We start from the raw sequence: 12,684 nt of genomic DNA, 5'->3' as shown, positions 1-12,684 counted from the left end.
CCCTTTTTTACGCTTATGAAACATCTCTCAAAAACCGATCAATCATCCGGCATCTGCGGCGGTTTGCTCGGTTTTGCCGGTTTGCTGCCCTTCGCGCCTTTGGCCGGTTCCGGCTCGGTGGCGGCAGGCGTTTGTGCGGCGGCGGCCGCAGCGGCGGCTTCTTTTTCGGCCATGGGCATGGCGTCGATGGTTTCGAAGATTTTCGCCAGGCTCAATGCCTTGGCTTCGTCACCCGAGGCGGAGAGCTTAGTTTCGCCGTCCTTGCCCACCAGGAACACTTTTGGATAAGCGCCGGCGCCGAGCTTCAGCGAGCGCAGCAGGGCCATGGTGTCCTGCTGGCCCATGTCCTTGCCGTCGAGCTGGCCGGACATGCTGAGGATGGTGTAGACCTTGATGTTGCGGTCGGTGACGCCCTTTTTGTTGGCCGGGTCTTCCAGTGACTTTTTCAAGCTCAGCCAGACCGGGTCGACGGTGCTTTGCGCAATCACGATCAGCGGACGGGCGCGGCCCACGTCCCCGGCCAAGGGTGAATCGCTGTCGGCGGCGAACAAGGGGCCGGCGATTGCCAGCAAGAGGGTCAGGGTCAGGGACCTGATGAGCATGCGCATCTCCTTTTGATATCCACGCACTACTGATTGCGCATCGTGGCGATTGTTCCGGCGGCGTCTGGCAAAAAGGCATTGCCCTGTCAGAAGCTTAGGTCAGGGAGAACTTTGCGCAACATGACGTAAGCGATCATCGGCACCCCCTACGGCCGCTGCACAGGAACTGTTTTCTCCAGGCTGACTCAGAACGCCAACTTGTAACCAATCAACACCAGCATCGTCGCCAGGCACGGGCGCAGGACTTCGTCGGAGATGCGTCCGGTCAGGTGGCTGCCGAGCCAGATGCCCGGCAGCGAGCCCATCAGCAGGAAGCCCAGCACGCCCCAATCCATGTTGCCCATGCTTGCGTGGCCGAGGCCGGCGACGAGGGTCAGTGGAACGGCGTGGGCGATTTCGGTGCCGACCAGGCGGCGGGTTGGCAGTAGCGGGTAGAGGATGAACAAGGCGACGGTGCCCAGTGCGCCGGCACCGATCGAGGTCAGGGCGACCATGGTGCCGAGAATCAGACCGGTGATCACCGTCATCACGTTAAGCCGCGAACCGCTCGGGTTGTAGTTGCCGCCGGCGCGTTTGTGGGCAAATTCGAGCAAGCGTTTCTTGAAGAAAATCGCCAGGGCGGTGGCGAAGAGGACGAAGCCGAGCGCCTGCTTGATGATGGCGTTCATCGCGTCCGGCGCGGTGTGCAGGGTGCTGAGGAACCACAGGGTCATGGCCACGGCTGGCACGCTGCCGAGGGTCAGCCAGCCGGTGATCGCCCAGTCGATGTTCTTGTTTTTTTTGTGAACGAGGACGCCGCTGGATTTGGTGATCGCGGCGTACAGCAGGTCCGTACCCACCGCCGTCGCCGGGTTGATGCCGAACCACAGCAGAATCGGCGTCATCAACGAACCGCCGCCGACACCGGTCATGCCTACGATAAACCCCACCACCAGCCCGGCAATCACCAAGCCGAAATTTGCCAATTCCATTCAAACGTCCAGAAAACGACAGGAAAATCTGGCCCGCAGCATAGCGATTTTTCTTATAACCACATATATCGATGCGGTCTATGGTTATGCCATATCGAATTTACCGCAGATCCCTGTGGGAGCGAGCCTGCTCGCGAAGGGGGTGTCAGCCGACCGATGAGTTGAATGATGCAACGCTTTCGCGAGCAGGCTCGCTCCCACAGTGGATCTTTGCGCTACAGAAAACCTGCCGTGCTCACTGCACCGGCAGGAAATTCAGAAACAGCAGGCTCTGCGCGTAATTCAGTCCGATCCTGCGATAGCGCTCATCGAGCATCTGCGTGAGCAGGTCGAGGCGTGCGACGATTTTGCTGAATTCGGTGGCGAAGCTGAGGTTGCTGCCCTCCTCCGAGATTTCGTTGGAGAACAGCAACGGCTGGCCTTCCTTGTTTTGTCGTTGCGACAAAATCCACATGGCTTTTTCGATGTTGCGCGCGGCGTTGTGCACGAAAGTCGGGTTGATCGCGTCGGTCATGTAGAACTCGGTGCGATTGCCGTGAGCGGTAACCAGCATGCTGCCGATCGCATAGATGAAGGCGCCGACGCGGTCGCCGAGGAATTCCGGACTCATCGCATAGCTCAGTGCCGCCAGATCCTTGCGTCCGCCCAGCACGGGCAACGGCTGCTGTTGCTCGACAGCGAGACGCACCTGTTTCACGGCGGCGTTGACGGTGAGGAAACCGGATTTGCGCAGTTCTTCCGGGTTGCGCAGGTAGAGCTTGCCCATCAGCCGGTAAAGGCTGTCGAGGTTGTCGCGCATCGCCAGGGTGGCCATGCGGTCGACGCTGGTCTGCAGAAATTCCTGCGGCTGCCCTTCTCGTATCTGATTGAAAAATCCATTGCCGTTCTGGTGGCTGCAGCCGCTGAGCAACAGCGACAACAGGCAGGCCAGCAGCAGGCACGGGCGGCGGTGAGCGACGGTGATCAGGGCAAAAACACTCGGCATGAAATCTCGGACAGGCACATTCCTGTGCGGCGGGAGTCACCGCATCCTGGCCATGCATAGAGCCGCCGATTACGAAAAAGTGCAGTGCTCCGGCGGTGAAGCCGACCTTCGGCGCTTTTCGCCATGTCAATTAGTCGGACTTTATATTTGCCAACAGCGGTAAATCCGCTATAAATCTTCTTTCTCGACTCAAATAGCATGACTAGTGACATATAGGAGCAGCCTTCGGCAGCTCCCACGGTCAATACGAAAACAACAACAAAAAGGAAGGTCAACCATGCTTCAATCCCGTCACCTGCTCTCCGGCCTCGGACTGTCCCTGATGATCGCTACCCTTTCCGCCAACGCGGCGGGCCTGACCGCCGAACACAAAGCCTTCGGCAAAACCAATGACGGCACGCCCGTCGAACAATACATCCTGCGCAACAGCCACGGCATGCAGGCCACCGTGATCACCTACGGCGCGACCCTGCAAGCGCTGAAAGTCGCCGACAAGCACGGCAAGTTCGACGACATCGTCTTGGGTTTTGACGATGTGCAGGGCTATCAGAAAGGCACCGCGTACTTCGGCGCGACCATCGGCCGTTTCGGCAACCGCCTGGCCGAAGGTGCTTTCGAACTTGATGGCAAGCGTTATCAAGTGCCGCAGAACGACAAATCCAACGCCCTGCACGGCGGCCCCGAAGGTTTCGACAAGAAAGTCTGGAAGGCCAAAGAAACCAAGGACAAGGATTCGGTTGGCGTAACCCTGACCTACCTCTCGGCCGACGGCGAGATGGGCTTCCCGGGCAATCTGACCACCGAAGTCACCTATCGCCTGACCGACAACAACGAGCTGCGCATCGACTACAAGGCCAGCACCGACAAGCCGACCGTGCTCAACCTGACCAACCATAGCTACTTCAACCTGGCCGGCGCCGGTAATGGCGATATTCTCAAGCAAGTCGCCATGATCAACTCCAGCCATTACACGCCAGTCACCGCCAAACTGATCCCGACCGGGGAGCTGGCGGCTGTCGCCGGCACGCCGATGGACTTCAGCAAACCGACGGCAATCGGCACGCACATCAAGGCTGATCATCCGCAGCTGAAATTCGCCGAGCCGAAACAGGGCGGCTTCGATTTCAACTGGGCGCTGGACACCAAGGGCGATGTCAGCAAGCTCGCCACCGAAGTCAGCGATCCGCAATCCGGACGGGTCCTGCAACTGTTCACCAGCGAGCCGGGCGTGCAGTTCTACACCAGCAACTTCCTCGACGGCACGGTCAAGGGCAAGGGCGGCAAGGTCTATCCACACTGGGGCGCATTCACCCTCGAGACCCAGCACTATCCGGATTCGCCGAACCAGCCAGACTTCCCGAGCACGCGGCTTGATCCGGGGCAGACTTACGCCCACAGCGTGATCCTGAAGTTCTCCACCAAGTAACCTGCCATGCTCCCCCTGTGGCGAGGGGATTCATCCCCGTTGGGATGCGAAGCAGCCCCGATCCTGCAACACGCGCTGTACCAGACAGCGTTCTATTGCAGGTTTTTGGGGCTGCTTCGCATCCCAGCGGGGATGAATCCCCTCGCCACAAATCCCCTCGCCACCAGATCCCGTCGCCACGATTGACCGGTTTCATCCTTGACTCCTCCTTCCTTCCGGGAACCCTTGCTCTATCCTGCTGCCCACTAAAGATATCGACTCTTTAAGGCAGGAGGTTTGAATGCGTACCCTTGAGTTGGCCGGCGTGCAGGTTCCCGTGATTGGCCAGGGCACCTGGCGCATGGGCGAAGATCGTTCGGCGCACAGCCGTGAAGTGGCGGCGCTGCGCACGGGCATCGAGCTCGGCATGACCCTGATCGACACCGCCGAGATGTACGCCGAGGGCGGTGCCGAAACGGTGGTCGGCGAAGCCATCGCCGGTCTGCGCGATCAAGTCTTTCTGGTCAGCAAGGTCTACCCGCACAACGCCAGCCGCCAGGGCATCCCGCAAGCCTGCGAGCGCAGTTTGCGTCGGCTCGGTACCGACTACATCGATCTGTATCTGCTGCACTGGCGCGGTCAGTATCCGCTGGAGGAAACCGTCGAAGCCTTCGAACGCCTGCGCGAGGACGGCAAGATCGGCCGTTGGGGCGTGTCGAATTTCGATGTCGACGACCTCGAAGAACTGTCCAGCTCGGCCTGCGCCACCAATCAGGTGCTGTACAACCTCGAGGAGCGCGGCATCGAATTCGATCTGCTTCCGTGGTGCCAGCATCAGCGCCTGCCGTTGATGGCTTACTGCCCGATCGGCCAGGGCGGCGCGATGCTCGCCGAGCCGGTCCTGCAAGACATTGCCAGCCGTCACAACGCCACCCCGGCGCAGGTTTCGCTGGCGTGGCTCCTGCGCCAGGACGGCGTGATTGCGATTCCCAAGGCTGTGCGCCCGGAGCATGTGCAACTCAATGCCGAGGCGGCGCAGTTGCAACTGGACGCCGGGGATCTGGCGGCGCTGGACAAGGTGTTTCCGGCGCCACAACGCAAGCAGCGACTGGCCATGGTCTGAGCTGCCGACTGCGAGGGCTTCGCCATGAGAAGCACAGATCTGCACGACCCGTACAACCTGCAACGTTTTGTCCAGGCTCAGGACCCGGTGTTCGAACGGGTCCAGCGTGAACTCGAGACGGGCCGCAAGCGCAGCCACTGGATGTGGTTCGTCTTCCCGCAGTTCGCCGGGTTGGGCGGCAGCGAGATGGCCCGGCGCTTTGCCATTGGTTCAGCCGAGGAAGCCCAGGCCTATCTGGCCCACGAGCTGCTCGGGGCGCGGCTGCGCACTTGCACGCAACTGGTGCTGAATGTGCCGCAGCGCTCGATTGCAGACATTTTCGGCCATCCCGATGACCTGAAATTTCATTCTTCGATGACTTTGTTCGCCCAGTTCAGCGCCGAGGACAGCCTGTTCCATCAGGCACTGGAGCGCTACTTCCACGGCATTCTCGATGAATGGACGCTGCAATTGCTCGACTCAAAACAGGCCCAGTTGCCCACCGATCAGGGTTGAGAAGTCGTCGTCGACAAACGGCAGAATCGCATCCGCCACTGGTTGCAGCTGCCGAGTGATGTAGTGGTCGTAGTCGATGGCGGCGCGGCGCACCTCCAGCGGCTCCGGGCCGGCCAGGGTGATGACGTAGCTGATCCAGCCGCCGTTCTGATATTGCCGTGGCCGCCCGTGCTCGGCATTGTATTCGTCGGCCAGCCGCGCCGCGCGGACGTGCGGCGGCACATTGCGTTCGTAGTCGTCGAGGGTGCGGCGCAGGCGCTTGCGGTAGATCAGCCGATCGTCGAACTCGCCAGCGAGGGTCTTGCGCACGTAGTCGCGCACGTAATCCTGATACGGCTTGCGCTGGAAAATCCGCTCATACAGCTCCTGCTGAAATTGCCGGGCCAGCAGCGACCAGTCGGTGCGCACGGTCTCCAGGCCCTTGTAGACCATTTCTTCGCTGCCATCGGCGCGGGTAACGAGGCCGGCGTAGCGCTTCTTGCTGCCCTCCTCGGCGCCGCGAATCGTCGGCATCAGGAAGCGCTTGTAGTGAATCTCGAACTGTAATTCCAGCGCGCTTTCCAGCCCGTATTGCTCGCGCACATGCGCGCGCCACCAATCATTGACGTACTTGACCAGCGCATGGCCGATCTGCGCTGCTTCATCCTGACCGTGCAGACTGCGCAGCCAGACGAAGGTTGAATCGGTGTCGCCGTAAATGACGGCGTGGCCCTGTGCTTCGATCAACTGGCGAGTGCGCAACATGATTTCGTGGCCGCGCAAAGTGATCGACGAGGCCAGCCGGGTATCGAAAAAACGGCAACCGCTGGAGCCGAGCACGCCGTAGAAGGCGTTCATGATGATCTTTAACGCCTGGGACAGCGGCGCGTTGTGTTCGCGCTTGGCGGTTTCGCGCCCTTCGGCCACCCGCGCCACGATGGACGGCAGGCAATGGCGGGTGCGCGAGAAGCGTGCGCCACGGAAACCTGGTACCGAGTCAGCGTCGTCCGGGTGTTGCAGGCCCTCGATCAAGCCCACCGGGTCGATCAGAAAGGTGCGGATGATCGACGGGTAAAGGCTTTTGTAATCGAGGACCAACACCGATTCGTAAAGCCCCGGGCGTGAATCCATGACAAACCCGCCGGGGCTGGCCTGCGGTGGATTGGTGCCCAGATTGGGTGCAACGAAGCCCTGGCGATGCATCAACGGCATGTACAAATGGGTGAACGCGGCGACCGAACCGCCGCTGCGGTCGGCCGGCAAACCGGTGACGCTGGCGCGTTCAAGCAAAAACGTCAGCAGTTCGGTCTTGGCGAAGATCCGCGTGACCAGTTCGCAGTCCTTGAGGTTGTACTTGGCCAGCGCCGGTTTGTCCTCGGCGAACATGCGGTTGATCTCGTCCATGCGCTGGTATGGGTTGTTGATCGCCTTGCCTTCGCCGAGCAGGGTCTGCGCGACGTTTTCCAGGCTGAACGAGGGAAAACTCCAGGTCGCCGAACGCAACGACTCGATGCCATCGATGATCAGCCGCCCCGCTGCCGAGGCGAAGTAGTGATTGCGGCTGCCGTGCTCGCGCCACTGCATTTCTTCGCCGCCACGACCGATCTTCAGCGGCACGCCGAGACGCCGTGCGTGTTCGTGAAGGATGCGCAAGTCGAACTGCACAACGTTCCAGCCAATGATCGCGTCAGGGTCGTGGCGGGCGAACCAGTCGTTGAGCTTCTTCAGAATGAGCGTGCGCGAATCGCAGTATTCAAGGTCGAAATCGACAATGCTGGCGTCGCCGTTCGGCGCGCCGAGCATGTACACCTGGCGCTCGCCACAGCCTTCCAAAGCGATGGAATACAGCTCGCCGTTTTCGGTGGTTTCGATGTCGAGTGAGACCAGGCGCAGTTTCGGCCGGTAAGGAGGGTCGGGTTTCAGTTGGGCGTTGATCAGTACGCCGTCAGCATCAGGCGTGCCGCCAAACAGCACCGGCGCGGTGATGAAGCGCTCCATCAGATAGCGTTCCGGTGGGCGCACGTCGGCTTCAAAAACATCGATGCCGGCGCGGTTCAGCGCGGTTTCGAGGCGCATCAACTGGCCGTGCTGCTGGCAATACAGACCAAGCACCGGACGATGCTGGAAATCCAGCAGCGCCAACGGTCGCAGCTCCACATTCTTTTCATCGTGCAACAGCCGTTCGGCCGCTTCCCGCTGAGCGGCGGGAATAAACGCCACCGATGGCTGAGGCGCCAGACGCACGCGGCGCGGCCCGGCGTCCGTTGCCAGCCAGAACTCGACTTCGGTGCCGGCCGGCGTATCGCGCCAATGCCGGGTCAGGACGAAGCCCTGCTGTAAATCCACCACTGCGACCTCAACGTTTCAATCAGAACGCCATTCTACGCAGGATCTGTGGCGAGGGGATTTATCCCCTTTGGCCTGCGCAGCAGGCCCTTTCATTAAAAGCGGGGCCGCTTCGCGGCCAGCGGGGATAAATCCCCTCGCCACAGATAAATCCCATCACCACAGATAAATCCCATCACCACAGATAAATCCCATCACCACAGATAAATCCCATCGCCACAGAAAATCCTCTGCCACAGATAATCCCCCTTGTTACAGATAAATCCCTTGGCCACAGATGCTTCATTCACCGATACAAAGATGTTTTTTCCGGCAAATGGCGTTTTTTGCACGCTAACTGCCGCTTTGCCACCTTGCTCTGCGCGGCTGCGTCTACGATGCTTGATGAACAACGACAACACCTGAGTAACCGCCATGAAGACCGTCGCCCAACTGCTCAAGCTCAAAGATCAGAAAAATCAGGAAGTGCACCAGATCAAACCCGATCACATGGTGCTCGAAGCGCTGATGAAGATGGCCGAGAAAAACGTCGGCGCCTTGCTGGTGGTCGAAGACGACAAAGTGGTCGGCATCATCAGCGAGCGCGACTACGCACGCAAACTGGTACTGCACGGACGCTCTTCGGTGGGCACGCCAGTGCGCGACATCATGGTCAAGGACGTGATCACCGTGGATACCCGACAAACCGTCGACACCTGCCTGGGCATCATGTCGGACAAACGCCTGCGCCACTTGCCGGTGGTCGAGGACGGCAAGTTGATCGGCCTGTTGTCGATCGGCGATCTGGTGAAGGAAGCGATTGCCGAACAGGCCGAACTGATCAAACAGCTGGAGCAGTACATTCGCGGCGACTGAGCCCACCGCCGTGATCCCCTTGTGGGAGCGAGCCTGCTCGCGAATGCGCCAGGTCAGAGATGATCGTTCCCACGCAGAGCGTGGGAACGATCTCGCCTGTCAGGCCGGCCAATGCCGCTCAAACACCGGTGCCAGCACCGGGTGTCGGTCGATCCTTTGCAGCCACGCATAAAAGCCCGGGCGGGTCTGGCGCAGGTGTTCGCGGCTGCCGGCCCAGCGGCTCACCACGGCCGCCAGCACATCCAGTGCACCGGGCGTTTCATCATCCAGATACAGCTCCCCGGAAAACTGATCGGCGAATACCTCCCAACTGAAGTGCAGGCGCTGGCGGGTGCCGGCGATCAGGTTTTGCCGTGCGCTCTCGTCGGGCGTGCTCAGCCAGCGCTCGGGGTAATCGATGATGCCGACCGCCGCGTAGCAATTGCTGACGATATAGGCGAGGCCGCGAATCGCCTGATCACGATCGGCTGCCTTGCTCGGCAGCAGGCCGGACTTGGGAAACGTCAGGCCCAAGTGAATCAGGATCGCCGCACTTTCGGTCATGGCGCTGCCGTCCGGCGGTTGCAGGGTCGGTATCTGTTTCAGCGGATTGAGTTTGCCCAGCGCCTCGTCGGCCTCGGCGCTGGCTTCGGTATCAATGAAGCGATAGGCGATCTGGCACAACTCCAGTGCCGCCTCGATGGCAGCCGCGCCGGAATTCTTCTGCCCGTAGAGCTGGTACATGTCCGTTCCCCCGATAAGGCCTTTGCACAGGGTAGATGGCTGGCTTGCCTGACGTAGAAAATTCTGCATATGTGTCGTGATTGGCACGTTTTTCCCATGCACTGCCGACTTGCGAAATCAACCTTCGCCAATCAGCGCTGGCGGTGCCCATCCCGCACCAAGAGCATTCATCGAACGCTATCCGCGTTCTTGTAAGGTGCGACAGCGAACCAAAAGTTCGCCTGTCCGAGCTGGCAATAAGGAGTTCACCCGTGAATCTTCAAATGCTCCGCCGTACGACATACCCGACTTACTCGCAAATCCAGCCCCAAGTTCAGCCGAGCCTATTCAGCCTGGCGCGTTTCTCCTTTATTACCTGAAACCCAATGCACACTCTGCGTGCCTGGCGATCGAGCGATCGCCGGGCGCCAAGTGTTATTTATTTTTTAAATACGGGAATTAATAAAAGGCACAACAACAAGATTGTCGAACAATGACTACCCGTCATTGAAGCTGCACCAAAAGCGCACGCCCGAATGTGATGCAGTTACCAATACTCCAGAATCAAAATAAGGAACTTGTCCCGTGAGCCGCTGAATGATTGACCTGCACCAAATCGATTCGCTACGCACCGATAGGTGCTAAGCCTGATCACCGAGCAGCCGCTCTATCCCGCCGATTGGCGTGATACAGCGTTCCCTCTGACTCGCTCTGGAAAAAGCCCTTCTGCGAGGACTTGAGGACCGCTTCGCGCCGAATAAACAGTGGGCGAAACTGAAACTTATATAAATGCGACATCAGTAACACCGAAGATATGCGTTCAACCCGTTTCAGCAACATCTGGCACACCTGTTGCAAACTGTAACAAACCTGAGACAGCTCACGACTCCACACAACAACAAGCCACGGAATGGATAATGAACAATCGATATAGATGCTACTAAGCCATTAAGTTTGTTCGAGGCCGTTTAAACAGATAGTCCAACTATCGGCTCGCGTACACCTTGAAGAAAGTTGCACCCACTCACTCGAACATCAGCCATATGTTCGGACGGCACCTTATTGCCCTTCATCTGACCCGAGGGAGCTTTAATGAACGATGCGGTAAAGCACAAAACCCTGCCGGGGCCGTTGCGGCAAGCGCCGGTCCCGCCGGCAACGGGCAGGCCGGCGTTTACAGCCAATACGTCACGACCCGGCGGGTTGAACAAACCACAGATGCTCTTGCTGATCGCCGTGTCGGCGCTGATACACGGCGGCGCGTGGTGGTTCTTCCATCAGGCGCGGCCGGAGCCACTGCCGACGCCGCCGGAAATTCCGGAAATGACCGTCGAGCTGACCAGCCCGACGCCTCCGGCCCCGCCAACACCGGAACCACCACCGCCGCCCCCGCCTCCACCGCCGCCGGAACCCGAGCAGCCGGTGGAAGACGAGGACGCGGTCAAGCCGCCGCCCAAACCGGTGGAGAAGCCCAAGCCAATCGAAAAACCAAAACCGGTCGAGAAACCCAAACCGGTGAAGAAAGTCGAGCCACCGAAAGCGCCGCCGGCCCCGGCGCAACCTGCCGCACCTGCGGCGCCGACAACACCGAGCGCACCACCTGCTGCGCCCGCTCCGGTCAAGGAATCGGCGGCGATTTCCGGCCTGGCCAGCCTTGGCAATCCGCCGCCGGAATACCCGTCGCTGGCGCTGCGCCGCAACTGGGAAGGCAGCGTGGTGCTGCGCATTCAGGTGCTGGCCAACGGCCGTGCCGGTGCGGTGACGGTGACCAAGTCCAGCGGCAAGCCGCAACTGGATGAAGCTGCGGTCGCCGCCGTGAAGAACTGGAAATTTATTCCGGCCAAGCGCGGTGACACGCCGATCGACGGCTTCGCCACCCAGACCATCGATTTCAAATTGCCGCAATGACGGCGCAACCGACTCATTACTGATTAACGCAAGCGAGGTGTAGCCATGAACGATTCACTGTCTTCGATGATTGTCCCCGGTGTGCTCTGGGGCCTGGTGCTGTTTTCCGTGGTCAGTTGGGCGATCCTGCTGGTCAAGTCGGCCCAGTACCTGCGCCAGAAAGCGCAGAACAAACAGTTCACCAAAGCCTTCTGGAGAGCGCCGGACCTGCTCACCGCCGCTGAACACGCCAGCCAGTATCCGGGCTCGCTGGCGCGCATCGCCAGCAGCGGTTTCGAAGCCCTGCTGGTGGAAGAGTCGCCGCGCACCACGCAGCAACTGGCGCACACCATCAACCGTTCCGATCGCCTGGAACGCAACCTGCGCCAGCAGATCCAGAAAGAACGTCGCTCGCTGGAAAACGGCCAGGCGATTCTCGCCAGTATCGGCAGCACCGCGCCGTTCATTGGTCTGTTCGGCACCGTGTGGGGAATCATGGAAGCCCTGCAAAGCATTGGCGAAACCGGCTCGGCCAGCCTTGAAGCGGTCGCCGGGCCTATCGGCCACGCGCTGATCGCAACCGGCGTGGGCATCGCCGTCGCCGTGCCGGCAGTGCTGATCTACAACTTCTTCCTGCGTCGGCTGAAACTCGCCTCGGCGGACATGGACGACTTCGCCCACGACTTCGACGCCCTCGCCTCGCGCAGTGCCTTTTCCATCAGCCGCCAGGCCATCGCCAGCAAAAGCACCAACGCCGTGCGGGAGGCCAGCTGATGTCCTTCTCCACTCAAGACAGCGATGAAGTGCTCAGCGAAATGAACGTCACGCCGCTGGTCGACGTGATGCTCGTGCTGCTGGTGGTGTTCATTGTCACCGCGCCGCTAATGACCAACGCGATCAAGGTCAACCTGCCGAAAACCGACGCCGTCGCCCCTGCCGAAAAGAAAGACCCGGTGGTGGTCAGCGTCGATCAGGATGGCAAGTTCTATCTGGCCAAGACCGAACTGGCCCCGGAATCCCTCGAGGCCAGCCTCAAGGAGGTCAAGGCCAAAGACGCCGAAGTGCGTGTGCAATTGCAGGCCGATGCCGCCGTCAATTACGGCCAGGTGGCCAAGGCGATGGCATCGATCGAACGCTCCGGCATCAGCAAGATTTCGGTGATGACCACCCACTGAGTGCGGTGCCGGGCGGCTGTTGAAAGCTCCCGCCCGGCACCGCTGAAAAAAGAAATCCCGTCGCACCCGGCCGACCGAAAAAACGCCACGCGTCTTCGGAGGGGATCGGCTTGCTTGAAGAAAGTGGTTTTCCGCGCGCGGTATCACCGGAAGCGGAGC

13 protein-coding genes are annotated in these 12,684 nt (G+C 60.2%); 7 read left to right on the top strand and 6 right to left on the bottom strand.

Features of this window, described 5'->3' with window-relative positions; all coding sequences use genetic code 11:
- Positions 1-38: 38 nt before the first annotated feature.
- The 3 genes from ASG55_RS17595 to ASG55_RS17585 all read right to left on the bottom strand — a co-directional run bounded on the left by ASG55_RS17595 (position 39) and on the right by ASG55_RS17585 (position 2,558).
- Positions 39-602, bottom strand: coding sequence for a DUF4174 domain-containing protein (locus ASG55_RS17595; RefSeq protein ID WP_016775365.1), 564 nt, complete (start codon positions 600-602; stop codon positions 39-41).
- 185 nt (positions 603-787) lie between these two features.
- Positions 788-1,573 carry a sulfite exporter TauE/SafE family protein gene (locus ASG55_RS17590; RefSeq protein ID WP_041477188.1) on the bottom strand — a complete coding sequence of 262 codons (786 nt, stop codon included), beginning with the start codon at positions 1,571-1,573 and terminating at the stop codon, positions 788-790.
- A gap of 235 nt (positions 1,574-1,808) precedes the next feature.
- Positions 1,809-2,558, bottom strand: a complete 750-nt coding sequence (locus ASG55_RS17585; RefSeq protein WP_056788708.1) for a hypothetical protein — start codon at positions 2,556-2,558, stop codon at positions 1,809-1,811.
- 277 nt (positions 2,559-2,835) lie between these two features.
- On the opposite strand from ASG55_RS17585, the gene ASG55_RS17580 reads away from it, so the two are divergent.
- From ASG55_RS17580 to ASG55_RS17570, 3 genes are all read left to right on the top strand, one after another.
- Positions 2,836-3,984: an aldose epimerase family protein gene (locus ASG55_RS17580; protein WP_056788705.1), complete on the top strand. Its 1,149-nt coding sequence runs from the start codon at positions 2,836-2,838 to the stop codon at positions 3,982-3,984.
- A 280-nt stretch (positions 3,985-4,264) separates the two neighbouring features.
- Positions 4,265-5,086 (top strand): aldo/keto reductase, encoded by an 822-nt coding sequence (locus ASG55_RS17575; protein WP_056788703.1) that lies wholly within the window; start codon positions 4,265-4,267, stop codon positions 5,084-5,086.
- Between the two features lie 24 nt (positions 5,087-5,110).
- The gene (locus tag ASG55_RS17570) at positions 5,111-5,581 is read left to right on the top strand and encodes a DUF1810 domain-containing protein (protein ID WP_056788700.1); all 471 of its coding nucleotides are present in this window, start codon (positions 5,111-5,113) and stop codon (positions 5,579-5,581) included.
- Here the strand turns inward: ASG55_RS17570 and ASG55_RS17565 are convergent.
- Together ASG55_RS17565 and ASG55_RS17560 are read right to left on the bottom strand one after the other, a co-directional pair.
- Positions 5,546-7,906 carry a DNA polymerase II gene (locus ASG55_RS17565; protein ID WP_162245420.1) on the bottom strand — a complete coding sequence of 787 codons (2,361 nt, stop codon included), beginning with the start codon at positions 7,904-7,906 and terminating at the stop codon, positions 5,546-5,548. The two genes, ASG55_RS17570 and ASG55_RS17565, sit on opposite strands and share 36 nt — an antisense overlap.
- Before the next feature lie 194 nt (positions 7,907-8,100).
- On the bottom strand, positions 8,101-8,322 hold the full coding sequence (locus ASG55_RS17560; protein ID WP_056788695.1) for a hypothetical protein: 222 nt from the start codon (positions 8,320-8,322) through the stop codon (positions 8,101-8,103).
- On the opposite strand from ASG55_RS17560, the gene ASG55_RS17555 reads away from it, so the two are divergent.
- The gene (locus ASG55_RS17555; RefSeq protein ID WP_056788691.1) at positions 8,321-8,761 is read left to right on the top strand and encodes a CBS domain-containing protein; all 441 of its coding nucleotides are present in this window, start codon (positions 8,321-8,323) and stop codon (positions 8,759-8,761) included. The two genes, ASG55_RS17560 and ASG55_RS17555, sit on opposite strands and share 2 nt — an antisense overlap.
- Positions 8,762-8,860: 99 nt before the next feature.
- Here the strand turns inward: ASG55_RS17555 and ASG55_RS17550 are convergent, their stop codons facing one another.
- A complete protein-coding gene (locus ASG55_RS17550) occupies positions 8,861-9,484 on the bottom strand; it encodes a glutathione S-transferase N-terminal domain-containing protein (protein WP_056788687.1) in 624 nt (207 codons plus the stop codon).
- Between the two features lie 1,071 nt (positions 9,485-10,555).
- Here ASG55_RS17550 and ASG55_RS17540 point away from each other — a divergent pair.
- The 3 genes from ASG55_RS17540 to ASG55_RS17530 are packed head-to-tail and all read left to right on the top strand — an operon-like array spanning position 10,556 to position 12,525.
- Positions 10,556-11,371: an energy transducer TonB gene (locus ASG55_RS17540; RefSeq protein ID WP_056788680.1), complete on the top strand. Its 816-nt coding sequence runs from the start codon at positions 10,556-10,558 to the stop codon at positions 11,369-11,371.
- Between the two features lie 45 nt (positions 11,372-11,416).
- A complete protein-coding gene (locus ASG55_RS17535) occupies positions 11,417-12,124 on the top strand; it encodes a MotA/TolQ/ExbB proton channel family protein (protein ID WP_056788677.1) in 708 nt (235 codons plus the stop codon).
- Positions 12,124-12,525: an ExbD/TolR family protein gene (locus tag ASG55_RS17530; RefSeq protein ID WP_016775377.1), complete on the top strand. Its 402-nt coding sequence runs from the start codon at positions 12,124-12,126 to the stop codon at positions 12,523-12,525. The genes ASG55_RS17535 and ASG55_RS17530 overlap by 1 nt, the downstream gene beginning before the upstream one ends.
- Positions 12,526-12,684: the final 159 nt, after the last annotated feature.

The sequence above is a fragment of the Pseudomonas sp. Leaf434 genome (assembly GCF_001425545.1).
Taxonomy (GTDB): Bacteria; Pseudomonadota; Gammaproteobacteria; order Pseudomonadales; family Pseudomonadaceae; genus Aquipseudomonas; species Aquipseudomonas siliginis.
This window is presented reverse-complemented; position numbering and strand designations above follow the sequence as displayed.